Source organism: Catellatospora coxensis (assembly GCF_016862635.1).
GTDB lineage: Bacteria > Actinomycetota > Actinomycetes > Mycobacteriales > Micromonosporaceae > Catellatospora > Catellatospora coxensis.
Genome location: NZ_BONI01000007.1, coordinates 50,571 through 74,859, shown reverse-complemented (window position 1 = coordinate 74,859; position 24,289 = coordinate 50,571). Strand labels below are relative to the sequence as shown.

Here is a 24,289-nt window from a genome sequence, read left to right as displayed (position 1 = left end):
GGACAGCAGAAGAGGTGGAGCAGATGGTTTCGCGACGGGTTGCCCTGACCGCGGCCGGTGTCGGCATCGCGGGCGTGGCCGGCGCGGCCGCCGTCGGCGCGGCGATGATGGACGACGAGCGGTCGCCCGCATCGGCCTCGCCCGGCGACGCCGTGGCGTTCTACGGCGAGCACCAGGCGGGCATCGTCACGCCCGCGCAGGACCGGCTGCACTTCGCCGCTTTCGACGTGATCACCAAGGACCGCGCGAAGCTCGTCGAGATGCTGCGCGAGTGGACCGCCGCCGCGGCCCGGATGACCCAGGGCCGCGACGCCGGACTGCTCGGCGCGGTCGGCGGCCAGGCCGAGGCCCCGCCGGACGACACCGGCGAGGCGCTCGGGCTGCCCGCTTCCGGGCTGACCCTCACCATCGGCTTCGGCCGGACCCTGTTCCGCGACGCGGCGGGCGCCGACCGGTTCGGCATCGCCGACCGGCTGCCGGCCGCGCTGGAGGCGCTGCCGCACTTCCCGGGCGACGCGCTGCGCCCCGAGATCAGCGACGGCGACCTGTGCGTGCAGGCCTGCGCCAACGATCCGCAGGTGGCGGTGCACGCGATCCGCAACCTGGCCCGGATCGGCTTCGGCGTGGTCTCCATCCGCTACTCGCAGCTCGGCTTCGGGCGCACCTCCAGCACCTCCCGGGAGCAGACCACGGCCCGCAACCTGATGGGCTTCAAGGACGGCACCCGCAACATGAAGCTGGAGGACACCGACCTGCTGCGCGAGCAGCTGTGGGCGCGGGCCGAGGACGGCGCGGCGTGGATGGCGGGGGGCAGCTACCTGGTCACCCGGCGCATCCGGATGACCGTCGAGACCTGGGACCGCACCCCGCTCGCCGAGCAGGAGGCGATCTTCGGCCGGGACAAGGGCGAGGGCGCGCCGCTGGGCCGGGCCAAGGAGTTCGACGAGCCGGACTTCGACGCCAAGGGCCCCGACGGCCAGCCGGCCATCGCCAAGGAGGCGCACATCCGGCTGGCGCACCCGGACTTCAACAACGGCGCGCACCTGCTGCGCCGGGGTTACAACTTCGTCGACGGGTCCGACAACCTGGGCCGGCTCGACGCGGGGCTGTTCTTCATCGCGTACCAGCGCGACCCGCGCAAGCAGTTCGTGCCCGTGCAGCGCAGCCTGGCCCGCGCCGACATCCTCAACGAGTACATCCGGCACGTCTCCAGCGGCCTGTGGGCCTGCCCGCCCGGTGTCACCGGCGACGGCGACCACTGGGGCCGGGCGCTGTTCGCCTGACCTGGGCTCAGCAAGGTATCGCGGTGGGCGGCTACATCTTTTTTGATGTGGCCACACCAAAAAAGATGTAGCCGATTGACCCGGCACCGTCGCCGGCCGACCGCTGTCGGGTGCTGTGGGAAAGGCTGCCCCGTCAGGCCGGGGCGGCCGGCCGCAGCGAACGCGGGTCGACGGCCGGGCCGGTCGGCTGGCCGGGGATGAGCGGTGCGGAGCCGCCGGGCGTGGTTCCACCGGGGACGGTGGAGGGCGCCGGGGTGGGTGCGAACAGCTCCGGCCACAGCATGGCGTGGCTGGCGCGGTCGCGGGCCAGGCGGCGGGCCGCGCGGCTGTGCCGCTCGCCGATCACGGCGGCGAGGTAGGCCCAGCCGGGGGTGTCCGCGGGGGGACCGGGCGTGACGCAGGCGGCGATCTCGGTGGCCAGGGCGTGCCCCAGCCGGGTGCGGTACGGCTCGCTCAGCCCGCGGCTGCGGGCCAGGAAGTGGCGGGCCGCCAGCGCCAGCTCGTCGTCGAGACCGGTCAGGTCGAGGGTGGCCGCCCAGCGGGCCAGCGGCGGCGGGGTCGTCGGGATCCAGCCCCAGCCCTCCGGGGTGCGGTCGTGGATGACGATGGTGCCCGCGACCACGTCGGCCAGGCGCTTGCCGCGCGGCGAGCCGGTCAGCACCACCAGGCTCACCGCCCAGTTGACGATCAGCAGCATGCCCGGCCACTCCAGCGTCGCCCCGACCAGCGCGCGGGTGAACGACTGGCGCAGCGTGATCGGGCCGCCGTCGTCGCGTACCACGCGCAGGCCCATCGCCAGCTTGCCCAGCGACCGGCCCCTGGTCAGCACCAGCATCAGGGTCGGATAACCCACGGCCGTCAGCACCAGGGCGATGATCTGCGAGGCGCCGCCGCTGGCCGCGTCGGCGAGCCCGGTGAGGCCGAAGAACGCCAGCAGCGCCAGGGCCAGCCCGAAGAACAGCACGACCTGGGCGACGATGTCGATCATCAGGGCGGGCACCCGCGAACCCGCCCGGGCCAGCCGGACCTCCAGGTGTACGGCCTCGCCGCTGACCAGCCCCGCCGTGCTCTCGATCGTGTCCCGCCCCTGCCGCATCGGCACAGTGAATCACAGCCCCGCGCCCCGCGACTGTCCCAGCTAGGCTGCACGGCGGACGACCGGGGAGAGGACGAACGGGTGGACCTGGACGCGTACGTGGCCGAGCACCGCGGTGAGTGGCGGCGCCTGGAGGTGCTGAGCCGGCGGCGCAAGCCCACCGCGGCCGAGGCCGACGAGATGGTGCTGCTCTACCAGCGGGTGGCCACCCACCTGTCCGTGGTGCGCAGCCGCACGCCGGACCCGGCGCTGGTGGCCGAGCTGTCCCGGCTGGTGCTGTCGGCCCGCGCGGCGATCACCGGGGCGCAGCCGGTGGACTGGCGGCGGGTGCCCCGTTTCCTGGCCCACGACCTGCCGCTCGCCTTCTACCAGGCCCGCCGCTGGTGGATCGCGTCAGCCATGTGCTTCCTGCTGGTGGCCGCGGCGGTGGCGGCCTGGGTCATTCAGGACCCCACCCTGCCGAGGGCGTTCGGCATGTCCGAGGCGGACATCGACAGCCTGGTGAACCACGACTTCGAGAGCTACTACAGCGAGAACTTCGCGCCGAACTTCGGCCTGCTGGTGTGGACCAACAACGCCTGGATCGCCGCGCAGTGCCTGGCCGCCGGGGTGCTGCTGCTGCCGGTGGCGTTCATCCTGTGGCAGAACGCGCTGAGCATCGGCATGGTCGCCGGCCTGATGATCGACAACGGCCGCGGTGACCTCTTCTTCGGCCTGATCGCCCCGCACGGCCTGCTGGAGCTGACCGCGATCTTCGTGGCGGCCGGGGTCGGCCTGCGGGTCGGCTGGGCGTGGGTCGTGCCCGGACCGCTGCTGACCCGGGGGCAGTCGCTGGCCGCGGCCGCCCGGCAGGGCATCACCGGCGCGGTCGGGCTGGTCGGCGTGCTCGCCGTGGCGGGCCTGCTGGAGGCGTTCGTGACGCCGTCGTTCCTGCCGCTGATCGTGCGGGACGCGATCGGCCTGGTGGTGTGGACCCTGTTCCTGGCGTACGTCTTCGTGCTGGGCCGCCGCGCCGAGCGCGCGGGCGAGCTCCTGCTCGCCGTCGACGGCCCGGCCCGGGGCCCCGCCGGTCAGAGCCTGCCGGTGGCCTTCAAAGCGAGGTAGACGTCGGTGACCTGGCCGGCGAACGTGTCCGCCGGGAAGTCCAGCACCTCCACGCCGTACCTGGCCAGGGCACCGCTGAGCTTCTCCCGCTCGGCCAGCGCCCGGGTGCCGGCCGCGGCGGCGTAGACCTCGTTCGCGCCGTGCAGCGGGGTGGCGGCCAGCGCGTTCAGGGCCGGGTCGTGCACCGCGGCGATGAGCACCTTGTGCCGCGCGGCCAGCCGCGGGAGCACCGGCAGCAGCCCCTCGCCGAGTGCTCCGGGCTCCAGCGCGGTGAACACCACCACCAGCGAGCGCTTGCGCTCCCGGCGCAGCACCTCGCTGGTGATCAGCTCGAAGTCGGTCTCCACCATCGCGGGGTGCAGCGGGGCCACCGCGTTGATCAGGCGGGGCAGGGTGGCGCGGCCGTGCGAGCCGGCCACCACCGCGCGTACCCGGTGGTCGGCCGCGATGAGGTCGACCTGGTCGCCGGCCTCCTGCGCCACGGCGGCCAGCAGCAGCGCGGCGTCCATCGCGGCGTCGAGCCGGGGTTCGTCGCCGACCCGGACCGCGCTGGTGCGGCCGGTGTCCAGCACGCACACGATGCGCCGGGAGCGCTCGGGCCGCCAGGTGCGCACCATGACGTCGCGCCGCCGGGCGGTGGCCCGCCAGTCGATCGAGCGCACGTCGTCGCCGGGCACGTACTCGCGGAGCACGTCGAACTCGGTGCCCTGGCCGCGGCCCCGGATCGCGGTCGCGCCCTCGACGGTGCGCAGCCGGGCCAGCTTCTCCGGCAGGTGCTTGCGGGAGGTGAAGCGGGGCAGCACGCGCAGCGTCCACGGCGGCCGGTGGCCGCTCTGGCGCACGGCCAGCCCGAGCGGGCCGTGGCTGCGCACGATGACCTGCTCGGCGGAGCGGTCGCCGCGCCGGGTGGGGGTCAGCGTCGTGGTCAGCGTCGCCGCCTCGCCTGCGGCCAGCGCCAGCGGGTGGGCGTACGGCGCGGCCCCGGCCGAGGGCACCCAGGCGTCGCGCACGAGCAGCCGCGCGTCGACGCCGCTGCGGTTGGCCACGGTCAGCGCGGCGGCGACCTCCTCGCCGAGCCGCACCACCGCGCCCGGGGTCTCCCGCCGCACGGTGATCCGGCGCGGGTCGGCGGCCAGCGCCCAGTCGGCGAGCACGGCGGCCGCGACGAGCGCCAGCAGCACGCCGGACAGCGCCCACGGCGGGACGCCGTACAGCGCCGACAGCACGCCGACGATCGGCGCGCACAGCGCGGCCAGCAGGGCGGCACGGGCGGTGGGCACGTCGCCCTACCGCGGGGTGGGCACGGAGGCGAGCACGGCGTCGAGGACCGACTCGGCGGTGACCCCCTCCAGCTCCGCCTCGGGCGTCAGCCGCAGCCGGTGCCGCAGCGTGGGCCGGGCCATCACCTTCACGTCGTCCGGGGTCACGTGGTCGCGCCCGCCCAGCCAGGCCCAGGCCTTGGCGGTGGCCAGCAGCGACGTCGCGCCACGGGGCGAGGCGCCCAGCTCGACCGACGGGGTGGCCCGGGTGGCCCGGCAGACGTCCACGATGTATCCCAGCACCGGCTCGGTCACGGTGACCCGGCCGACCGCCTCCCGGGCCGCGGCCAGCTCCGCCCGGCCCGCGACCGCCTTGATGCCGACCGCGCCGAGGTCGCGCGGGTCGAAGCCGGCGTGATGCGCGCGCAGCACCCCCAGCTCCTCGTCGCGGGCGGGCAGCGGCACGGTCAGCTTCAGCAGGAAGCGGTCCACCTGCGCCTCGGGCAGCGGGTACGTGCCCTCGTGCTCGATCGGGTTCTGCGTCGCGGCGACCAGGAACGGCTCGGGCAGCGCCCGGGTCACCCCGTCCGCGGAGACCTGGCGCTCCTCCATGACCTCCAGCAGCGAGGACTGGGTCTTCGGCGGCGTCCGGTTGATCTCGTCGGCGAGCAGCAGGTTGGTGAAGACCGGGCCGGGCCGGAACTGGAACTCCGCGCTGCGCGGGTCGTAGATCACCGAGCCGGTCACGTCACCGGGCATCAGGTCCGGGGTGAACTGGATGCGCTTCATCTCCAGGTCCAGGGCCGCGCCGAGGCTGCGGACCAGCAGCGTCTTGGCGACCCCGGGCGGGCCCTCCAGCAGCACGTGCCCGCGGCACAGCAGGGCGATGACCAGCCCGGCGACGACGCCGTCCTGGCCGACCACCGCCTTGGCCACCTCCGCGCGCAGCCGGCCGAGCGCCTCGCGGGCGGGTTCGGCGTACTCGGTCGTCAACGGCTCGGTCACCGGTGCTCTCCTTCTTCGACAGGTCGTGCGGTCACGTATTCGACCAGGTCCCGCAGCTCCACGGCGCGGGTGTGCAGCTGCTCGTCCGTCTCCGGCGGCGGCCCGTAGAGGATCTCGCCGAGGCGGTGCGGCTGCTCGCCGGTGCGCGCCTGCAGCGCCGGCAGCAGGGTGTCGCGTTCCGCCGTGGCGGGCAGGCCCAGCGCCACGGCCAGCCTGCGCCGGGCGGCCGCCCGGAGCGTCTCCAGCGCCGGGCCGCGGGCCCGGACCTTCCGGTAGAGCCGGCCCCGCCCGGCCGCGGTCTCGGCGGCCGGCACCTCGACCGGCAGCGCCTCCGGCACGGGCGGGCCCAGCCGGCGGCCGCGCGCCAGCACGATCGCCAGCGTCGCCGCCAGCAGCGTCACCACCACCCAGAACAGCCAGTCCGGGAACGGGCTGGGTCCCTCGCTCCGCTCCGGCTGCTCGGCTTCCGGCCGGGGGCTCACCTCGGCTCGCGGCCGCGGCGGCCGCGGCGGGACCGCCTCCCGCTCGTGCAGGTCGAGCCAGACCAGGGTGCTCTTCGCGCTGAGCAGGTCCACCGCGAGCCCGGCGTTGTCGTGCTCACCGGCCCGGACCGACCGGAACGGGTCGGCGCTGCCGACGAGCACGAACTCCTTGCCGTACTCGACGACCCGGACCACGGCGCCGCCGTAGCAGCTCTCGACCGTGGCGTCCGATCCCTCCCACTGCCCGTAGCGGGTCCGCACCACGGCGGCCGGCCCGGCGTCGGTCAGCCGGCAGCCCGCGCCGCGGCCGGTCACGCCGGTCGCCCAGCGCCGCCGGGTCGCGCCGAGCGCGTCGACGGCCTGCCTGGTCTCGCTGTCGTCCGGCTCCACCAGCACCACGCGGGTCCGGTCGGGCAGCAGGGACAGCCGGCTCAGCTGGCCCCGGTACGGGTAGCCCGGGGTGGGCACGAACAGCGTCGCGTCGCCACCGGCGGCCTCCACCGCGTCCAGGGCCGCGTCGCTGCCGGCGACCCGGTGGATCGTCACGCCCCGGGCGCGCAGCTGCTCGGCCAGCCCGGCCGCGCCGTCGGGGCCGCTGCCGGCCGGCGACAGGTACGCCGGATCGGACGGCGACGGCTCCTCGATCCCGTGCGCGATCACCGAGAACCCGAGCAGCGCCAGCACCGGCAGGAACGGCAGCACCAGCCGCCAGCGGCGGCGTCGCACCCGAGCGGTCATCGTCCACCTCGCACCAGTGCGTTCACGGTGGCCAGGTGGCCCCGCATCTGCTCGTCGTCCCCGGCGGTCGCCGGGCGCTGGGCGTACCAGATGCCGGAGAAGACGCCGGACGCGCTCTGCAGGGCGGGCCCCAGCTCGGGGCGGGCCTGGCCGGCGGCGCGCGCCAGCTCCGTCACCGTCCAGCCGGGCACGTGCTCGACGACGCCCCGGTCGACCAGCTCCCGCACGATGGCCCGCAGGCGCTCGCGTACGGCCTCGGCCCAGCGGCCCTCGGCCGCGTAGCGGTCGGCCTGGGACAGGTAGACCTCCGGCGCGAGCGCGGGCAGCTCCTCCACCCCGGGCTCGTCCTCATCCGGGTCGGGCCGGTCGTCGGCCTGCTCGGTGTACGACACCGGCTCGTCGGACCGCTTCGCCCGGCGCATGCGCCAGCGGCTGGGCAGCCAGCCCGGGTAGCTGAACCACAGCACCGCGACGATGGCCGCGAGCAGCAGGAGCAGCGGCGCCGCCAGCCCGAACGGGACGACGTCGTCGAAGACCGCGACAGTTTCGTTCCACCAGCGCATCAGCGGGCCGCCAGCATCTCGGGACCGGGCTCGCGGTGCCGGGCCGCTCCGGTCAGCCACAGGTCGAGGCCCTCCTGCCGGACCCGCGACTCGATCAGCAGCGCGGCGTCCAGCGCCGCCAGGCTGGCGTACGCCAGCGTGTTGGCCGCGACGATCAGCGGCACCACCAGCCACTCCGCCGCCTCGGCGGACAGCGGCAGGTATTTCAGCCCGGCCAGCAGGCCGAGGTAGAAGGCGAAGCGGATGAGCAGCCAGGAGGCGTACCCGATGATCCGGACCGCGGCCCCGCGCATGCCGCCGCGGAAGGCCAGCCCGGCCCCGCGCTTGAGCGCGCCGAACGGCCCGCGCCGCTCGATCGTCACCGCGACCGCCGCCAGCCCGAACAGCGGGTACCCGAGCAGCCACACCGGGCCGAGGAACGCCCCGAGCGCCGCGGGCACCGCCGCGACCAGGCCCACCAGCGCGATCGCCGCGCCCTGCCGCCGCCGGTCGCGCCACGGGGCCCGGGGCACGGGCCTGCCGGTGACGGCGGCGACCGCGGCCCGGCCCGCCGGCGCGCCGAGCCAGGCGATGATCAGAGCCTCCAGGCCCGCACCGGCCGCCAGCAGCAGCCAGTAGCCGCCGCTGAGGTCGGGTACGCCCTCGCTGAGGCGGAGGTCCAGGCTCAGCCGGCCGGGCACCAGCACCGCCTGCTCCAGCAGGGCGAGCACCGCGGCGGTGACCAGCAGCGCGGCGGCGCGGCGGCGGACCAGCTCGGAAGCGGTGTCCAGCAGCTCGCCCAGGGTGAGCGGGCGCAGCGGCAGCGCTTCGTCACGCGGCAGCCGGCGCGCGGCCGAGGGCGCGGCGCGTTCCAATCGTCGCTCCGGGGGGTGTCGGCGGACCGTGGGGGAGTCCCTCGCACGGCGCGGGAGCGCGGCGGGGACGGGACCATGTTCCGGGGGTGGCGGAGGCCGCCGCCATCCTGGCACGGCGTGGCCACATACGTGGCCCCTACCCTGGCCGATCGGACGAGATCGGTGAAGCGGGTTCGTGTCTCGGCGGGTGGGATGGGATATTGGACGGCATGAGCGAGCCGATGACGCCGAGGTTTACCGCATGAGGGCCCGTGTCCTGGTGGTGGACGACGATCCCGCGCTCGCCGAGATGCTCGGCATCGTCCTGCGCAGCGAGGGGTTCGTGCCCGCGTTCGTCGCCGACGGCGAGCGGGCCCTGGCCGCGTTCCGTGAGGCGCGCCCCGACGTGGTGCTGCTGGACCTGATGCTGCCCGGCATGAGCGGGCTGGACGTCTGCCGTGCCATCCGGGCCGAGTCCGGCGTGCCGATCGTGATGCTGACCGCCAAGAGCGACACCGTCGACGTGGTGCTGGGCCTGGAGTCCGGGGCCGACGACTACGTGGTCAAGCCGTTCAAGCCCAAGGAGCTGGTGGCCCGGGTGCGGGCCCGGCTGCGCCGGGGCGAGGACGTCACGCCCGAGCTGCTGACCATCGGGCCGCCGGACAACCAGATCATCATCGACGTGCCGGCGCACACGGTGACCCGCAACGGGGCCGAGGTGAAGCTGACCCCGCTGGAGTTCGACCTGCTGGTGGCGCTGGCCCGCAAGCCGCGCCAGGTGTTCACCCGCGAGGTGCTGCTGGAGCAGGTGTGGGGCTACCGCCACTCGGCGGACACCCGCCTGGTGAACGTGCACGTGCAGCGGCTCCGCGCCAAGATCGAACCCGATCCCGAGCGCCCGGAGATCATCTTGACCGTGCGCGGCGTGGGCTACAAAGCCGGCACCAGCTAACCTTGTCCGACCGTGACCACCCCCACCCCCACCCCTGTTGAGCTGCCCGAACCCCGCGAGGCGGGAGCCGGCGGGCAGCCCTTGGGCGTGCCCGGACGCGCCGCTCAGGCGAATGCGGCGCTCAAGCGGCTGGTGAAGCGGACGGCCCGGGTTCCCGCACTGCGCCCCGCGGCGCGGCGGCTGGCCCCGGGAGTCCGCCAGGCCCGGCGGATCTGGCGGCGCTCGCTGCAGCTGCGCATGGTCACCATCACCCTGCTCTGCTCCAGCGTGCTGGTCGGCGGCTTCGGCTACCTGATCGCCGACAGCAGCACCAAGAGCCTGCTGAGCGGGGCGGAAGAGGACGCCGAGAGCCAGTTCCTCAAGGGTGTCCAGGACGCCACCGAACAGCTCGGAACCATTCCGAGCGCGGAGAGCCCGGACATGCCGCGCCAGGTGACCGGGCTGCTGGGCACCCTGGCGGGCCCCGGCCAGGGCAGCGTCGTGGTATCGATGCAGTTCAGCAAGGAGCTCACCTCGAACGTGCCCGGTGGCAGCGAGGGGTTGTCCTGGCCGCAGGGCCCGGACCTCAGCCAGGTGATCACCCAGGAGCTGAAGGAGTCGGTCCGGAACACCCCTGACTACTACCACCAGTACGTCTCGGCGAATCTGGGCGACGCGGCCACCGGACACGGCAGGACCCGTACCTACCTCGTCTACGGCTCCCCGGTGCCCGCGCCGAAGCTGTCGGGCGGCTCGGTCGAGCTCTACTACCTCTTCCCCGTGGACACCGAGGTAGAGGTCGCCGGAGACATCCAGTCGACGGTGAGTTTCGTCGGCGTCGCGCTGGTGCTGCTGCTCGGCATGGTCACCGCACTGGTGACCCGGGCGACGGTCAGCCCGGTACGGGTGGCGGCCCGCACCGCCCAGCGCCTGTCCGCCGGCCTGCTCGACCAGCGGATGGTCGTCAAGGGCGAGGACGAGATGGCGCTGCTCGCCGACGCGTTCAACCAGATGGCGGCCAACCTGCAGCGCCAGATCGTACGGCTGGAGGAGATGTCGCGCCTGCAGCGGCGGTTCACCTCGGATGTCTCCCACGAGCTGCGTACCCCGCTGACCACCGTGCGGATGGCCGCCGACCTGCTCTACTCCCAGCGCGAGGACTTCGACCCGGCCTCGGCGCGCAGCGCCGAGCTGCTGCAGGCGGAGCTGGACCGGTTCGAGGAGCTGCTCACCGACCTGCTGGAGATCAGCCGGTTCGACGCCGGATTCGCGATGCTGGACTCCGAGCCGACCGACCTGGTCACCGTCGTGCGCCGGGTGACCGAGCGGCTGGAATCCGTGGCCGAGCGGGTCGGGGTGAGCCTGGAGCTGGTCTCGCCGGATCCCCCGATCATCGCCGAGATCGACCCGCGCCGGGTGGAGCGGATTCTGCGCAACCTGGTGGGCAACGCGGTCGACCACGGCGAGGGGCAGCCGGTGACGATCACTCTGGGCATGGACGCGCGTGCGGTCGCCGTCACCGTGCGGGACCACGGGGTGGGCCTGAAGCCGGGCGAGGAGAAGCTGGTGTTCAACCGGTTCTGGCGGGCCGACCCGTCCCGCGCCCGGCAGACCGGCGGCACGGGACTCGGGCTGTCGATCAGCCTGGAGGACGCCCGGCTGCACGGCGGCTGGCTGGAGGCGTGGGGCGCGCCGGGCAACGGCGCTCAGTTCCGGCTCACGCTGCCGGTCCGGGCCGGGGGCCGGCTGGCGGGCTCGCCGCTGCCGCTGATCCCGGTCGAGCCGGTGGTGGTGCGTCAGCGCGTGGAGCAACCGGGGGTGTCGGCGTGACGCGGGCCAGGCCGGTCGTGCGGGTCGGGGCCGCCGATCGGCGTGACGAGGAGCGGGCATGAGCAAGCGGACCGGACGAGCCCGCGCGGCGGGTAGGAGCTGGCTGACGCGTGTACTGGTGGCGGCGTTCGCCGGGCTCGCCGTCGCCGGCTGCGGCATCGGGATCGACAGCGGCGTGGTACGCGACGGCGCCGGCCCGACGGCGGCTCCCGGGCAGGCGCCTTCGGGGAAGTCGGGTCCGCGGCCGCGCGACGTCAACGTGACGAACCCGAGCCAGCTCGTCAAGAACTTCCTCGAGTCGGCAGCCGGTGATCACGGCCTGCCCGCCTCCCACGAGGACATCATGAGCAACGTCGTGCGCAGCTACCTGGCTCCGAACCTGCGCGATGACTGGAAGCCGAGCGGTGACGGCGAACTGACCCTCGTCGACTGGGCCGAGGAGCCGACGGAGAACTCCATTGAGCACACCGTCGAGGTGAAGGTCCGTTACCTCGGCGTGCTCACCGTCGACGGCCGTATCGAACCGCGCAGCGGCCAGACGAAGCTCACGTTCAAGGTGGAGCAGGTCGGCTCGCTGGGTCTGTTCATCACCGGCCAGCCGTCCAGGCTGCCGAGCGAACTCCTCCTGTCGAGGGATGGTCTGAAGCGGTACTACGACCAGGTGCCGATCTACTTCTGGAACAAGGACGGCACCTCGCTGGTGCCGGACCTGCGCTACGTGCCGAAGGCACTGGAGCAGCGGGACAACCGGCTGCTCGACTGGCTGCTGAAAGGCCCGTCGCCCTGGCTCGCCCCCGCGATAAAGGTCAACGGTCTGCCGAGCGGCACCAGGCGCTTGAACAACATCGTCACGGACGACCAGAAGACGGTTGTCAGCCTCGCCGGTATCGCCGACATGGGCGAGGGTGACGTGCGGGACTCGCTCGCGGCCCAGCTCTACTGGACGCTGCTGCCCAAGGGCCAGTTGGAGCTGCGGGTCGAGTCCCGGGTCTATCCGACGTCGGGCAACTTCCTGGCGGCCAACCGGGCTGCGGGCACCGGCGAGATCCGGGAGCCGGGCCGGTACGCGGTGGAACGTGCCACCGGTGTGCTCCGGCGTGTCAGCAGCCCGGATGACAAGGGCCAGCTGCCGCTGGCCGCCGAGTCCAACAACAGGGTGAAGTCGGCTGGTGTGGCCGCGCGCGAAGCGGCGTTCGCGCTCGTGCGCGTCGACGCCAAGGGCCGGGAAGGGCTGTGGGTCGGCCGTCGCGACAGCGAGCTGCACGAGGTCGATTTCGGCGACCTGAAGAACCCGTCCCTCGGCATGCCTTTCTGGCTGGACCGGTCTGCGGAGGTCGTGATGGTGCTCGGCAACGGTCGCCTGTGGGCGGTCAAGGTCGGGGATCGCAAGGCGGTCCAGGTCGACAGTTCCTCGGTCAAGGGGGCCATCACCGCTGTCGCCGTCGCGCCGGACGGCCGGCGGATCGCCCTGGTGAGTGGCAACAAGCTGTCCATCGCCCCGCTGCTGCGGCAGGAGAACGCGCTGGGCTCGTTCGTGATCGGCGAACCGCGCGAGCTGTACACGAGCCTGCCCGCACTGCGCGGCGTCGGCTTCCTGCGGGAGGACACCCTCGTCGTGGCCAGCGCCGGACCGGACGTCAAGGTCCAGCTCGCCCACGTCTCCGTGGACGGCGTGATGGAAGACGTCATCACCACCAACGTCAAGGCCGAGGTCTCCAACCTCGTCGGGTACGTGGTGGACGCCCGGCAGCCGGCGCGGACAGGCAAAGTGCTCCTCGACGTCAACGGCGAGGCCCACCAGGCGTTCGAGGACGACACGCTGCTGTCGCTCAACGGGGGTCTCGTGCTGCCCCCAGTGCCGGAGCCGACCGGCACGCCCTCGCCGGCCGTGTCGGGTTCGCCGGAACCCAAGCCGGAAGTCGTCGCGTCGGCCGCCTGCTACGAGGGCTGAGCCGTGCCGGTCGGGGCGCTCTGGCAGGCACTGGCCGATCTCGTGCTGCCCGCGTCCTGCGCCGGTTGCGGCGGGTCCGGGCAGACCTTGCGCCATGAGGTCTGTGCCGACTGCGCCCGCGCGGTCGAGTCGCTGCGTGCGGCACCGACCCGCCCCGATCCGGCCCCGGCGGGGCTGCCCGCCTGCGTGGCGCTGGGTGCGTACGACGGGCGGCTGCGGGAGCTGATCCTCGCGTTCAAGGAGCGCGGCCGGCACCGGCTGGCCCGGCCCCTGGGGGCGCTGCTGGCCGAGGCGGTCGCCGCGTCCGCCGCCCCGGATCGCCCGCTGCTGCTGCTCTACGTGCCCGACACGGCCGAGGCGGCCCGCGCCCGGCACGGGGACCACATGCGGGCGCTGGCCCGGTGCGCGGCCGAGCGGCTGCGGGAGGCGGGTCGGCGGGCGGGGCTGGCCGCGCCGCTGCGCGCCCTGCCGAAGGCCGATTCGGCGCACCTGTCGTCGGCCGAGCGGGCGGCCGGCGCGTCGGGGGCGTTCGTGTTGCGGCGCGGGGCGCTGGAGCGGGCGAGGCAGGCCGCGCCCGGGTCCGTGACGGTGCTGTTGGACGACATCGTGACCACCGGGGCGACCCTGGCCGCCGCATCTTCGCTGCTCGCGGACGCGGGCGTCCGGGTCGACGGGTGTGTGACGCTGGCCGCGACACGCCGGTACCTGCCGCACCGCGCAATATGGCCGTAATCTTCGGATAATGGCTTGATCGATGCTGGGTGACGGCTCCGTGACGCCAGGTACCGAAAGGGCGAATCTCGTCAAAACAGTCTTGGTACAAGGGATGACGAGTGGCTGACAAGCGGCTAGCGTCAGAAGCCAACCACCTGATGGAGGTCACCGCTCAGCGGTGAACGAGAGCGTCGGAAGGGGCTTACAGAAGTGCGCCCCGGACACCAGTTGCCGGGGTGTTCCGCACTCGGACAGACCGTGGGAGGTCAGGCGTGGACATCGAGGTCAAGGGTCGTAATGTCGAAGTTCCGGATCATTTCCGGGTTCATGTGGCCGACAAGCTGCAAAAAGTTGAGCGTTACGACCAGAAGATCATTGAATTCGACGTCGAGCTAATCCACGAGCGCAACCCGCGCCAAGCTGATTCCTGCCAGCACATCGAGATCACCTGTGTCACCCGCGGCCCCGTGATCCGCGCCACCGGTGCCGCCAGCGACTTCTACTCCGCACTCGACGAGGCCGTTGAGCGGCTCGACCGCCGCCTGCGCAAGGCCGCCGACCGCCGCCGGGTGCACCGCGGCCGTCGCGCCCCGGTCTCCGTCGCCGAGGCCACCGCGAACCTGGCCCTGTTCGAACCCCCCATGGGCGGCACCGCCACCGCCACGCTCGCGCGCTCCGCCAACGGCGCGGGCGGACCGATGGACGCCCTGGAGGACCAGGACCAGCCGTGGCACATCGTGCGGGAGAAGGAGTTCTCCGGTGAGCCGATGACAGTCGACGACGCCCTGTACCAGATGGAGCTGGTCGGGCACGACTTCTACCTGTTCCACGACAAGGACAGCGGACGGCCGTGCGTCGTCTACCGCCGCAAGGCGTACGACTACGGACTGCTGACGCTGGCCTGGTGAGCAGCCGATAGGCAGGTCTCGGCCTGTCCCGTCCTCAGGATGGGACAGGCCGATCTTCGTGTCAGCGGTGCTTGCCGGCGATCCGCACGTACTGGATGTCGTCGATCCGGGTGCCGTCGCGGCCGGGAAGCCGCGCCTTGAGCGTGCCCTCCAGCTCGAAGCCGGCCCGCTCCAGCACCCGCCGCGAGGCCTCGTTGTAGGGGAACGTCCCGGCGACCACGCGGACCACGTCCGCCTGCTCCATCGCCCAGTCGCTGAGCAGCCGGGCCGCGGCGGTGGCGAACCCCCGGCCGCGGTACTCCGGGCGCAGCGCGTAGCCGAGGATCGCCTGCTGCAGGAAACGCTCGTGGTAGTACAGGCCGATCTCGCCCGCGAACGCGCCGCTCTCGGCGTCCAGGATCACGCAGGTGGCCCGCGTGCCGGCCAGCCAGTCCGCCTCGGCGGTCGCGCAGCGCTCGCGTACCCCGTCCAGGGTGGTCGGGCCGCCGACGTTGCTGCGGGCCACCTCCGGCAGCTCGGCCAGCGCGAAGTAGTCCTCGGCGTCGGCCGGGGCGATCCGGCGCAGCCGCACCCGCCCGTCGGTCAGCTCGCCGTCCGGGAACCCGGGCAGGCCCGGCGGCACCGGGCCGGGCGGGTCGCCCGCCAGCCGGACGAACGCCACGTAGTCGCCCTGGGAGCCGTCGCGGAGGATCGCCGCGCCACGGCGTACGCCCTCGCGGGTGAAGCCCGCCGCCAGCGCGACCCGCTGGCTGGCGGCGTTCGCCGGCGCCGTGAGCAGCTCCATACGGAGCAGGCCCAGCGTGCCGAACGCCCAGCCGGTGATGGCACGGGTGGCCGCGGTCGCCACGCCCCGGCGGCGGGCCCACGGCGCGACCCAGTAGCCGACCTCGGCCTGGCGGCGGTCCTCGTGCAGGTGGCTCAGCCCGGCCCCGGCCAGCACCTCGTCGGTGACCGGGTCCACCACCGCCCAGGTCGCCCCGCCCTGCCGCCAGGTCTCCGGCGACCCCTCCGTGATCCACCAGCGGGCGTCCTCCGCCGTGTACGGCGCGGGCATCTGCGCCATGAAGTGCGCCGTCACCGGATCGTCGCAGGCCGCGCGCAGCTGCTCGGCGTCCCGCAGCCGCCACGGCCGCAGCCGCACCGTCCCGCCGTCCAGCATGAACGGCTCGCGCGGGCCGGTCATGCTCCGTCCTCACGGTCTGCCAGGTCCTCGCGGACCATGGCCGCGGTCCACGCGTCGCGGCGCTCGCCGCGGTGGGAGCAGCCGCTGCGCTGGACACCCTCGTAGCGGAAGCCGGCCTTCTCTGCCACGCGGCGCGAGCCGTCGTTGCCCACGTACGCCTTCCATTCCACCCGGGCCAGGCCGAGCTCGCGGATGCCCCACTCGGCGACGGCGCGCAGCGCGGCGCTCATGTAGCCGTGGCCGCGGGCGTCCGGCGCGGTGAGGAAGCCGACGTCGGCGACCTGTGGATCGCCGGACACGCGCAGGTCGATCTGGCCCACGTAGGCGTCGTCGGCGTCCGCGAGCACGAACACGGCGCCCTGCCGGCGGTCCCACCAGCCGGGGGCGTAGCCGGTCACGAAACCGACCGCCTTCTCGTGGTCGTAGCCGAGCGGAACGGTGGTCCAGCGCAGCGTCTCCTCGTCGAGGCAGGCGGCCAGGATGCCCGGCGTGTCGCCGAGCCGGGCGGGCCGCAGCGTCAGCGGGGCGCCCTTGTCGGTGACGGTGCGCAGGACCGGTTGGGGGTTGTCGTACAGGTCGGTCATGGCCCCACCCTGGCACACCGGTCCGCGTCCCGGCATCGGAGATTCCCCGCTCAGGTCAGCGCGACCAGCACGTCCCGCTGCTCGTCGACGAGCTGGCGGGGCAGCAGCCGGTGGTCGACGAGCTGGTCGACGGTCAGCAGCGGGCCGGCCGCGGTGCGGTGGTCGACGATGCGCCGGGCCTGCTCCAGGCTGATCCCGGGCACGCGGGCCAGCACCTCGGCGGGCACGCCGTTCACGTCGACGAGGCCGCCGTCGTCGAAGGCGGGCGCCAGGTCGGGCCGGCCGATGTGCAGCCGCCGGGCGATGTCGGGGTGCTGGGCGAGCAGCCGGCGCGCCTGCTCGCGGCGCACCCGCAGCTCGATGGCCTGCACGGTGGCGGCCGCGGGCCGGTGGAGCGGCTTGTCCAGGCCGAGGAAGAGGCCCTGCGCGACGCCGCCGACCCACATCACCAGCACCGCCATGATCGAGACGTCGTCACCGATGGTGACCTGCTCGGTGTTGGGGTCCCCGGCCATCCACGCGACCACGGCCAGGATCAGGTAGCCGGCGGCGGACAGCCCGATCCGCCAGCTGCGCCGGTACGCGGCGAAGAAGCCCATCACCGCGAAGGCGGCGAAGCCGCAGGTGAGCAACGGCCCCGCCGCACCCACCACGGTGAGCACGATGCGCTTGACCCCGGCCGAGTCCGCGTCCGGTGCGCGCACGGGAACCGGGTACGGCGCCCACAGCGGCATGCCGTACGGCGTCCAGCCGCTCGCCGGCGGGCCGACGTGGCCGGGCGGGAGCGGCTGCGGATAGGGCGGCGGCGGGAAGCCGGCGGGCGGCCCGGGGCGCGGGCCGGGCACCGGCGCTCCGGCGGGCGGGTGGCCCGCGGGCGTGACCGCGGGGAGCAGCAGCGCCGGGTCGCCCTGCAGGATGGCCCGGTGCAGCTGCTGCAGCCGCTCGCCGGGCTCCACCCCGAACTCCTCGGCGAGCAGCGCGCGGGCGTCGCGGTACGCGGCCAGCGCCTCCGCCTGCCGGCCGCACCGGTAGAGCGCGAGGATCAGCAGGTGGCGCAGCCCTTCCCGGAGCGGGAACTCGGCGACCAGCTCCACCAGCCGGGTCGCGGCGTCCACGTGCCGGCCCAGTTCGAGTTCCAGCTCGACCATGGTCTCCAGCGCGGCGGCGCGGCTCTCCAGCATCCGCTCGCGGGCCGCGTCGAACGCCGGTCCGGGCAGGCCGCCCAGCGGCTCGGCCCGCCACAGCGCGGTGGCCTCGCGGAGCACCGCCACCGCCTCGAGCAGCCGCCGCTCGGCGCGCAGCCCGTGCGCGTGGGCCACCTGCCGGGCGAAGACGTCCGTGTCGAGGCTGCCCTCGGCCGCCGCCAGCACGTATCCGGCCGGGGTCAGCGTGATCAGGCGGCCCGGGTTGCGCGGCGAGTGCTCGGGGTCCAGCGCGCGGCGCAGGCCCGCGACGTACTTCTGCACCACGTTCGGGCCGTTCTCCGGCGGCTCGGACTGCCAGACCGCGTCGATGATGGCGGCGGGGGCGACCGGCCGGTTGGCATGCAGCACCAGCATGGCCAGCACCGCCCGCTGCTTGCCGGGCCCCAAATCGAGTTCCGTGCTGCCGTGCCACGCCCGCAGCGGGCCCAGCAGTTCGAAGCGCAGCGGTCGGTCGGTCACGGTCCTCCTGTCGGCTGGCGCGGGCGACCGCAGGCAGGGGCACCTGCCCGCGCGGCGCTGACCTGGCCTGACGTGATCACGGCAGCCGGAGCGCAGCAGTCGGCAGCATAGCGGCAGCGCGGCGGCCGCAGGGGTGGCCACCATGGTGCCCGTGAGCGGAGCGGCCCGGCCCGGCGTCAGGGGGTACGGGGGCGGCCGGCGCGGCGTGCGACGCCGTGGCGGCCGTCTCCCCGGCGGCCGGACCCGGGCGCCCGCGAACGACTCCGTACGGCCGGACGACGGCTCGAAGGTTTGTAACTTCGTGCCCGATTCTGCCGGTTCGCTTCCCCGGGGGTGACGATTCGCCGTGCGATGCGCCTACGATGGGTCGGCAGACTGTCTAGGGAGCGATGAACACCCGTGTCGATTTTCGAGAAGATCCTCCGTGCCGGTGAGGGGCGGATGCTCCGCCGGCTCAAGGCCATCGCCGACGCCGTCAACTCCATCGAGGAGAACTACGTCGATCTCAGCGATGCCGAGCTGCGGGCACTGACCGACCAGTACCGTGAGCGTCTCGCCGACGGGGAGACCCTGGACGACCTGCTCCCCGAGGCGTTCGCCACGGTGCGTGAGGCCGCCAAGCGGGTGCTGCACAAGCGGCACTACGACGTGCAGATCATGGGCGGCGCGGCCCTGCACTTCGGCAACATCGCCGAGATGAAGACCGGTGAGGGCAAGACCCTCGTGTCGACCCTGCCGGCCTACCTCAACGCGCTGGCCGGCAAGGGCGTGCACGTCATCACGGTCAACGACTACCTGGCCCAGCGTGACGCCGAGTGGATGGGGCGGGTGCACCGCTTCCTCGGCCTGACCGTCGGGACGGTGCTGCCCAACCGCCCGGCCGACGAGCACCGCGCGGCCTACGACTGCGACATCACCTACGGCACGAACAACGAGTTCGGCTTCGACTACCTGCGCGACAACATGGCCTGGTCGGCCGCGGACATGGTGCAGCGCGGCCACGGCTTCGCGATCGTCGACGAGGTCGACTCGATCCTCATCGACGAGGCCCGCACGCCGCTGATCATCTCCGGCCCGGCCGAGCAGTCGCAGCGGTGGTACGGCGAGTTCTCCGCGGTGGTGGCCCGCCTGGAGCGCGGCAAGGACGGTTCCGGCGACTACGAGGTCGACGAGTCCAAGCGCACCGTCGCCGTCACCGAGCGCGGCGTCTCGCGGGTCGAGGACCGCCTGGGCATCGACAACCTGTACGAGTCGGTGAACACCCCGCTGGTCGGCTACCTGAACAACGCCATCAAGGCCAAGGAGCTGTTCAAGCGGGACAAGGACTACATCGTCTCCGACGGCGAGGTCCTGATCGTCGACGAGTTCACCGGCCGCATCCTGCACGGCCGCCGCTACAACGAGGGCATGCACCAGGCGATCGAGGCCAAGGAAGGCGTCGAGATCAAGCAGGAGAACCAGACCCTGGCGACGGTCACCCTGCAGAACTACTTCCGCATGTACGAGAAGCTGTCCGGCATGACCGGCACGGCGCAGACCGAGGCGGGCGAGTTCAACAAGGTCTACAACGTCGGTGTGGTGACCATCCCGACGCACCGCCCGATGGTCCGCCAGGACAAGTCGGACGTCATCTACAAGACCGAGAAGGCGAAGTTCCAGGCGGTCGTCGAGGACATCGCCGAGCGCCACGCCACCGGGCAGCCGGTGCTGGTCGGCACGGTCTCGGTGGAGAACTCCGAGATCCTGTCGCAGCTGCTGCGCCGTAAGGGCATCCCGCACGCGGTCCTCAACGCGAAGTACCACGCCCGCGAGGCGGAGATCATCGCGCAGGCCGGCCGCAAGGGCGGCGTCACGGTGGCCACCAACATGGCCGGTCGTGGCACGGACATCCTGCTCGGCGGCAACGCCGAATTCCTCGCCGCGGCGGAGCTGCGCCAGCGGGGGATCACCGAGGAGGAGCACGGCGACGACTACTACAAGGCGCTCGAGGAGATCCTCCCGACCTGGGAGGAGGCCTGCGCGGCCGAGGCCGAGGAGGTCACCGGCGCGGGCGGCCTGTACGTGCTGGGCACCGAGCGGCACGAGTCCCGCCGCATCGACAACCAGCTGAGGGGTCGCGCCGGCCGGCAGGGTGACCCGGGCGAGTCGCGGTTCTACCTGTCGCTGCAGGACGACCTGATGCGGCGGTTCCGCTCCGGCGCGGTCGAGGCGGTCATGGAGCGCTTCAACATCCCGGACGACGTGCCGATCGAGTCGAAGATGGTGACCCGCCAGATCCGGGGCGCGCAGACGCAGATCGAGGCGCAGAACGCCGAGATCCGCAAGAACGTGCTCAAGTACGACGAGGTCATGAACAAGCAGCGCCAGGTGGTCTACGCCGAGCGCAAGCGCGTGCTCGACGGCGAGGACCTGCACGACCAGGTCGACTCGATGATCGACGACGTGGTCGCGGCGTACGTCACCGGCGGCACCGTCGGCACCGGCAAGGAGTACGCCGAGGACTGGGACCTCGACCAGCTGTGGACCAACCTCAAGCAGCTGTACCCGGTCACCATCACGCTGGAGGACCTGGAGGAGGAGGCCGGTGCCGAGCGCACCACCTTCGACCACGACTTCCTCGTCCAGCGGATGAAGCAGGACGCGCACGACGCGTACGACCGCCGCGAGGAGCAGCTCGGCCCGGAGGCGATGCGCGAGCTGGAGCGTCAGGTGCTGCTGGCCGTCATCGACCGCAAGTGGCGCGAGCACCTCTACGAGATGGACTACCTCCAGGAGGGTGTCGGCCTGCGCGCGTACGCCCAGCGCGACCCGCTGGTCGAGTACCAGCGCGAGGGCTTCGACATGTTCGCCCAGATGATGGAGGGCATCAAGGAGGAGGCCGTCGGCTTCCTGTTCAACCTGGAGGTCCAGGTCGAGCAGGCGCCGGCCGAGCCGTCCTCGCCCGGGGTGCCGCTGCCCGACGGCGAGTCGCACGTCGAGGTCCGGGCCAAGGGCCTGGGCCAGCGGCAGCAGCCGCAGCGCGTGCAGTACACGTCGCCGACGATCGACGGCGCGGCGGGCGCGGGCTCGCCGCAGGTGCAGCAGGCTCCGGCGCTCGGCATCGGCAACGGCGACGGCGGCCGCAAGCCGTCCCCGCGCAGCGGTGGCCGCGGCGCGGTCGCTGCTCCGGCCTCCCGCAACAGCCCCTGCCCCTGCGGCTCGGGCAAGAAGTACAAGCGCTGCCACGGCGCCGCCTAAGCGGCACTGTTCAGCTCCATACGACGAAGGACCGGCCGGAGGTCGGTCCTTCGTCGTATGGAGCCCAGGGCGGGCGGCGCGGATCGATGGGTGCAGCCGCCCGCCCCGGGGTCAGAGGAGCACCAGGAGGGCGGTGCAGCGCCAGGTCGACGTGTCGCGTTCCAGGCGGTATGCCACCGACCAGGTGGTGCGGCCGTCGCTGAGCACGGCGGCGACCTCGGCGACGCCTGGGCGGGGTTCGCAGGTTCTCAGCTGGCGGCGGCGGACGGGGCGGCGCGGGGTGCCCGAGGGCACGGCCTGCCGGAGCGCGGCCAACCGGCGCAGGCTGCGGGACAGCTCGTCGAGCACGGTGTTGGCCTCGGTGACGCGCAGCAGCGGGCGCAGCTGGCCGGGGGAGCGGAAGCCGTTGAACAGCTCCAGGCACAGGTTCAGGAAGCGCAGGGCCGCGGTGTGGCACTCGGGTGAGGCTCCGGCGACGGCCGCCGGCGGGATGACCTCATGGGGCTCGGGCCGGGCCGGCCGGTAGGTGGTGGGGCGCAGCTCGTCGTCGAACGGCGGGTCGAGCGGGGGCGCGCGATGGATGCGGACGGATCCGGCAGGCACGGCCAGTGCCGTCATCGGGACCACCACCTTAGATCTTGAGTTTGCTTGAGTTTGCCTCCGTTTGACATTTGTAGCTTGCGCATGAGGCATCGGTCAATGCCCATCTCGCGATCTTGGTGTGCGCGGAGGCCGCGCCGGGCTCAGTCCTCGCCGCCGGTCAGCGGGTTGTCCTTCACGTACTGCTGCGCCTCGTCGTAGAGCTGGGCGATGAACTCCTCGAGCCGGGACCGCTCCACCCGCCACTGGCCGCGCCCGCCCAGCCGGATGGCGGGCAGCTCGCCCCGCCGGACCAGCGCGTAGATCTGCGCCGTGGAGGTGCTGAGCTCCTCGGCGACCTGCTCCAGGGTGAGGAACCGGGGCAACGGCTGGGTCATGGCGGCGGATCTCCTGAATGGGGTCTGATTCCTTCGGTTGCCTCAGTTTGCCACCGGATGGTGTGACGCGGGAGTCCGGTGCCGCCGTGCGAGACTGTGCGCAGGCGAACGGGGACGGAGGGATCCGACGTGGCGAACGATCTCGTGAGGGTGTACCTGCCGGCGACGGTGAAGCTGGTGGCGGCGTTGCGTGACGCCGACGAGCTGCCCGGCGCGATCGCGCACGCGGTGACCCCGGCCCTGCGCGAGTGGTATGCCGAGGGCGACGAGGAGGAGTTGGAGTACGTCGCCTTCATGCGGGCCGCCCAGGACGCGCTGCGCCTGCTGAGGGACGACCCGTCCGCGCCCCGGCGGCGCGTGGTGGTCTCCGCCGACGTGCCCGCGAGCCAGGTGGTCACCGAGAGCCGGGACCTGGGCACCAGCTCGGTCCGGCTGAACGGCGCCGTGCGCCGCGCGGCGATCGCCGCCTTCCACGTGGACGAGCCCGAGGCCGAGCCGGTGGTCGCCGAGGCCGCCGAGGTGGTCGAGCGGGCCGCGGGCGGAGACCCGGACGCGCAGTTCACCGTCGACTCCGCCGAGGACCTCGACCTGCTCTGGTACGCACCGGAGGAGCTCGACGAGCTCCTCCGGTGAGGGTGCTCAGTCCCGGACGGCCTTCGGCAGGCTCCGGCCGTACGCGATGGTCGTGGTGAGCGCGCCGACGAACAGCACGACCAGCCCGGTGTTCAGGCGCGAGGCCGCGATGAAGGACAGGATCTCGCTGTCGGCGGAGATGTCGGCCTCGGCGAGCGAGAGCAGCTGGGCGACGCCCAGCCGGGTGCAGAACTCGGCGACGATCAGCAGCAGCCCGGCGGACGCGCCCGCGGCGAGGTAGACCGGCCACTTCGCGGTGTCCCCGCTGCGCGCGGCCGCGCGCCGGATGCGCCAGTACGCGGCGAGCCCGGCGATCAGCCCTGCGATGATCGCGGTGGTGCCGGCCAGCAGGCCGTTCGCGGAGTAGCGCTCGGCGGCGGTGTCGCCGCTGCCGAACGCGTTCAGCAGCGGCGTGGAGAACAGCGCCACCACGTTGAGGAAGATCAGCACCAGCAGCGCCGCGGACAGGCCCGCCGCCATGATGCGCGCCGGGCGGATCGCGCCCAGCGCCCCGCCGAGCGCGCCGGCCACCCCGACGGCGACCGCGACCACGCCCACGGCGCGCGCGGACATGCCGTACGCGAGCAGGACGGCCCCGCTGGCCAGCGTGCCGGTCAGCAGGCCGGCGGCGGTGCCCACGGCCCAGCGGCCGACCCCGCGCTCGGCCCACGGCTTGCGGCGGCCCAGCGCGAGCGTGGACCACAGCCCGACCGCCGCCCCGGCGAGCAGGTTGGCCTGGATCACCTGCGGCAGCAGGATCGCCGCCATGACCAGGCTCCAGTCGCCCGCCTCGCCGGTGAACGCGGTGCGGTAGAAGAGCAGCGTCACCAGGAGCCAGGCCAGGGCGGAGAAGGCCAGCCAGCCGGTCGTGGACGGCGCCCGCGGCGGGGTCGGCGCGGCGGGCGGCTCCGCGCCGGTCTTGCGCGGGGACTCGGTGGACGTGGCGGTCGCGGGCTCGGTCATCGTGGTCTCCTGTTGGGCGACAGTGGGCCTGCCGACGGCAGGGTGCTCGCCGCGGCGGCCCCGTGTCGGAAGGGCCTGGACGGCTGGCGTGGAACGTGGGGAGTCGCTCGGCACGCCGCTTGAGCGGCGGCGTGCCGGGACGAGCCATGTTCCACAGGGGCCACCGGTGGGACCGGTCCGGCCGACCGGCCCACCGACGAGCCGGCGGGCGTGGACGGGCGGGGTCCCGTGCTCCGGCGACCTAGCCTAGCCAGGCCGGAGGGGTGGGTAGGCTGGAGCGGTAGGGCGGGCCCGGTGACCAGGACCGGATCGCGGTCGACCCGGTGGTCGCCGGGCCGGTCATGGTCGAAC

Annotated in this window: 21 protein-coding genes; 9 read left to right on the top strand and 12 right to left on the bottom strand. The window is 73.4% G+C overall.

The genetic code is table 11. The features are described from left to right. Window positions 1–23: 23 nt before the first annotated feature. The gene (efeB, locus tag Cco03nite_RS05925) at window positions 24–1,283 is read left to right on the top strand and encodes an iron uptake transporter deferrochelatase/peroxidase subunit (protein ID WP_203689330.1); all 1,260 of its coding nucleotides are present in this window, start codon (window positions 24–26) and stop codon (window positions 1,281–1,283) included. A 133-nt stretch (window positions 1,284–1,416) separates the two neighbouring features. Here the strand turns inward: efeB and Cco03nite_RS05920 are convergent, their stop codons facing one another. Next, entirely contained in the window at window positions 1,417–2,379 is a 963-nt protein-coding gene (locus Cco03nite_RS05920) for an RDD family protein (protein WP_203689328.1), read from the bottom strand. Between the two features lie 81 nt (window positions 2,380–2,460). On the opposite strand from Cco03nite_RS05920, the gene Cco03nite_RS05915 reads away from it, so the two are divergent. Beyond that, window positions 2,461–3,483: a stage II sporulation protein M gene (locus tag Cco03nite_RS05915; protein ID WP_203689326.1), complete on the top strand. Its 1,023-nt coding sequence runs from the start codon at window positions 2,461–2,463 to the stop codon at window positions 3,481–3,483. Here Cco03nite_RS05915 and Cco03nite_RS05910 read toward each other — a convergent pair. The 5 genes from Cco03nite_RS05910 to Cco03nite_RS05890 are packed head-to-tail and all read right to left on the bottom strand — an operon-like array spanning window position 3,450 to window position 8,384. Further along, window positions 3,450–4,763 (bottom strand): DUF58 domain-containing protein, encoded by a 1,314-nt coding sequence (locus tag Cco03nite_RS05910; RefSeq protein WP_203689324.1) that lies wholly within the window; start codon window positions 4,761–4,763, stop codon window positions 3,450–3,452. The two genes, Cco03nite_RS05915 and Cco03nite_RS05910, sit on opposite strands and share 34 nt — an antisense overlap. Before the next feature lie 6 nt (window positions 4,764–4,769). After that, a complete protein-coding gene (locus Cco03nite_RS05905) occupies window positions 4,770–5,735 on the bottom strand; it encodes an AAA family ATPase (protein ID WP_425546884.1) in 966 nt (321 codons plus the stop codon). 8 nt (window positions 5,736–5,743) lie between these two features. Continuing rightward, window positions 5,744–6,967, bottom strand: a complete 1,224-nt coding sequence (locus Cco03nite_RS05900; protein ID WP_203689320.1) for a DUF4350 domain-containing protein — start codon at window positions 6,965–6,967, stop codon at window positions 5,744–5,746. Beyond that, window positions 6,964–7,530, bottom strand: a complete 567-nt coding sequence (locus Cco03nite_RS05895; protein WP_239167150.1) for a DUF4129 domain-containing protein — start codon at window positions 7,528–7,530, stop codon at window positions 6,964–6,966. The genes Cco03nite_RS05900 and Cco03nite_RS05895 overlap by 4 nt, the downstream gene beginning before the upstream one ends. Then, window positions 7,530–8,384 (bottom strand): hypothetical protein, encoded by an 855-nt coding sequence (locus tag Cco03nite_RS05890; RefSeq protein ID WP_203689318.1) that lies wholly within the window; start codon window positions 8,382–8,384, stop codon window positions 7,530–7,532. The genes Cco03nite_RS05895 and Cco03nite_RS05890 overlap by 1 nt, the downstream gene beginning before the upstream one ends. Window positions 8,385–8,625: 241 nt before the next feature. Here Cco03nite_RS05890 and mtrA point away from each other — a divergent pair, with 241 nt between their 5' ends. The 5 genes from mtrA (at window position 8,626) to hpf (ending at window position 14,697) form a co-directional block, all read left to right on the top strand. Further along, a complete protein-coding gene (gene mtrA / locus Cco03nite_RS05885; RefSeq protein WP_120316862.1) occupies window positions 8,626–9,315 on the top strand; it encodes an MtrAB system response regulator MtrA in 690 nt (229 codons plus the stop codon). A 132-nt stretch (window positions 9,316–9,447) separates the two neighbouring features. Further along, entirely contained in the window at window positions 9,448–11,124 is a 1,677-nt protein-coding gene (gene mtrB, locus Cco03nite_RS05880; RefSeq protein WP_373314215.1) for an MtrAB system histidine kinase MtrB, read from the top strand. Window positions 11,125–11,182: 58 nt separating this feature from the next. Continuing rightward, entirely contained in the window at window positions 11,183–13,075 is a 1,893-nt protein-coding gene (locus Cco03nite_RS05875) for an LpqB family beta-propeller domain-containing protein (RefSeq protein WP_203689316.1), read from the top strand. 3 nt (window positions 13,076–13,078) lie between these two features. Further along, entirely contained in the window at window positions 13,079–13,807 is a 729-nt protein-coding gene (locus Cco03nite_RS05870; protein ID WP_239167149.1) for a ComF family protein, read from the top strand. 254 nt (window positions 13,808–14,061) lie between these two features. Continuing rightward, a complete protein-coding gene (gene hpf, locus Cco03nite_RS05865) occupies window positions 14,062–14,697 on the top strand; it encodes a ribosome hibernation-promoting factor, HPF/YfiA family (protein WP_120316859.1) in 636 nt (211 codons plus the stop codon). Window positions 14,698–14,758: 61 nt separating this feature from the next. On the opposite strand, the gene Cco03nite_RS05860 is transcribed toward hpf, so the two are convergent. The 3 genes from Cco03nite_RS05860 to Cco03nite_RS05850 are packed head-to-tail and all read right to left on the bottom strand — an operon-like array spanning window position 14,759 to window position 18,128. Beyond that, on the bottom strand, window positions 14,759–15,880 hold the full coding sequence (locus Cco03nite_RS05860; protein WP_203689307.1) for a GNAT family N-acetyltransferase: 1,122 nt from the start codon (window positions 15,878–15,880) through the stop codon (window positions 14,759–14,761). After that, window positions 15,877–16,464: a GNAT family N-acetyltransferase gene (locus Cco03nite_RS05855; protein WP_203689305.1), complete on the bottom strand. Its 588-nt coding sequence runs from the start codon at window positions 16,462–16,464 to the stop codon at window positions 15,877–15,879. Before Cco03nite_RS05855 ends, Cco03nite_RS05860 begins: the two co-directional genes overlap by 4 nt. Before the next feature lie 50 nt (window positions 16,465–16,514). Beyond that, a complete protein-coding gene (locus tag Cco03nite_RS05850; protein ID WP_203689303.1) occupies window positions 16,515–18,128 on the bottom strand; it encodes an AfsR/SARP family transcriptional regulator in 1,614 nt (537 codons plus the stop codon). 399 nt (window positions 18,129–18,527) lie between these two features. Here Cco03nite_RS05850 and secA point away from each other — a divergent pair, with 399 nt between their 5' ends. Next, window positions 18,528–21,365: a preprotein translocase subunit SecA gene (gene secA, locus Cco03nite_RS05845; RefSeq protein ID WP_203689294.1), complete on the top strand. Its 2,838-nt coding sequence runs from the start codon at window positions 18,528–18,530 to the stop codon at window positions 21,363–21,365. Between the two features lie 111 nt (window positions 21,366–21,476). Here secA and Cco03nite_RS05840 read toward each other — a convergent pair whose 3' ends face one another. Together Cco03nite_RS05840 and Cco03nite_RS05835 are read right to left on the bottom strand one after the other, a co-directional pair. Further along, entirely contained in the window at window positions 21,477–21,983 is a 507-nt protein-coding gene (locus tag Cco03nite_RS05840) for an Rv3235 family protein (RefSeq protein WP_203689287.1), read from the bottom strand. A 125-nt stretch (window positions 21,984–22,108) separates the two neighbouring features. After that, a complete protein-coding gene (locus Cco03nite_RS05835) occupies window positions 22,109–22,342 on the bottom strand; it encodes a helix-turn-helix transcriptional regulator (protein ID WP_203689285.1) in 234 nt (77 codons plus the stop codon). Between the two features lie 129 nt (window positions 22,343–22,471). Between Cco03nite_RS05835 and Cco03nite_RS05830 the strand changes: the two genes are divergently transcribed. After that, window positions 22,472–22,975, top strand: coding sequence for a DUF6912 family protein (locus tag Cco03nite_RS05830; protein WP_203689283.1), 504 nt, complete (start codon window positions 22,472–22,474; stop codon window positions 22,973–22,975). A 6-nt stretch (window positions 22,976–22,981) separates the two neighbouring features. Here the strand turns inward: Cco03nite_RS05830 and Cco03nite_RS05825 are convergent, their stop codons facing one another. Then, window positions 22,982–23,938, bottom strand: a complete 957-nt coding sequence (locus tag Cco03nite_RS05825; RefSeq protein WP_203689281.1) for a hypothetical protein — start codon at window positions 23,936–23,938, stop codon at window positions 22,982–22,984. Between the last annotated feature and the right edge of the window lie 351 nt (window positions 23,939–24,289).

Coding starts and splice junctions, on each gene's coding strand:
- Cco03nite_RS05875 (WP_203689316.1), top strand. CDS start 11,183: ATGAGCAAGCGGACCGGACGAGCCCGCGCGGCGGGTAGGAGCTGGCTG.
- Cco03nite_RS05835 (WP_203689285.1), bottom strand. CDS start 22,342: ATGACCCAGCCGTTGCCCCGGTTCCTCACCCTGGAGCAGGTCGCCGAG.
- Cco03nite_RS05895 (WP_239167150.1), bottom strand. CDS start 7,530: ATGCGCTGGTGGAACGAAACTGTCGCGGTCTTCGACGACGTCGTCCCG.
- efeB (WP_203689330.1), top strand. CDS start 24: ATGGTTTCGCGACGGGTTGCCCTGACCGCGGCCGGTGTCGGCATCGCG.
- mtrA (WP_120316862.1), top strand. CDS start 8,626: ATGAGGGCCCGTGTCCTGGTGGTGGACGACGATCCCGCGCTCGCCGAG.
- Cco03nite_RS05900 (WP_203689320.1), bottom strand. CDS start 6,967: ATGACCGCTCGGGTGCGACGCCGCCGCTGGCGGCTGGTGCTGCCGTTC.
- Cco03nite_RS05860 (WP_203689307.1), bottom strand. CDS start 15,880: ATGACCGGCCCGCGCGAGCCGTTCATGCTGGACGGCGGGACGGTGCGG.
- Cco03nite_RS05855 (WP_203689305.1), bottom strand. CDS start 16,464: ATGACCGACCTGTACGACAACCCCCAACCGGTCCTGCGCACCGTCACC.
- Cco03nite_RS05825 (WP_203689281.1), bottom strand. CDS start 23,938: ATGACCGAGCCCGCGACCGCCACGTCCACCGAGTCCCCGCGCAAGACC.
- Cco03nite_RS05840 (WP_203689287.1), bottom strand. CDS start 21,983: ATGACGGCACTGGCCGTGCCTGCCGGATCCGTCCGCATCCATCGCGCG.
- Cco03nite_RS05920 (WP_203689328.1), bottom strand. CDS start 2,379: ATGCGGCAGGGGCGGGACACGATCGAGAGCACGGCGGGGCTGGTCAGC.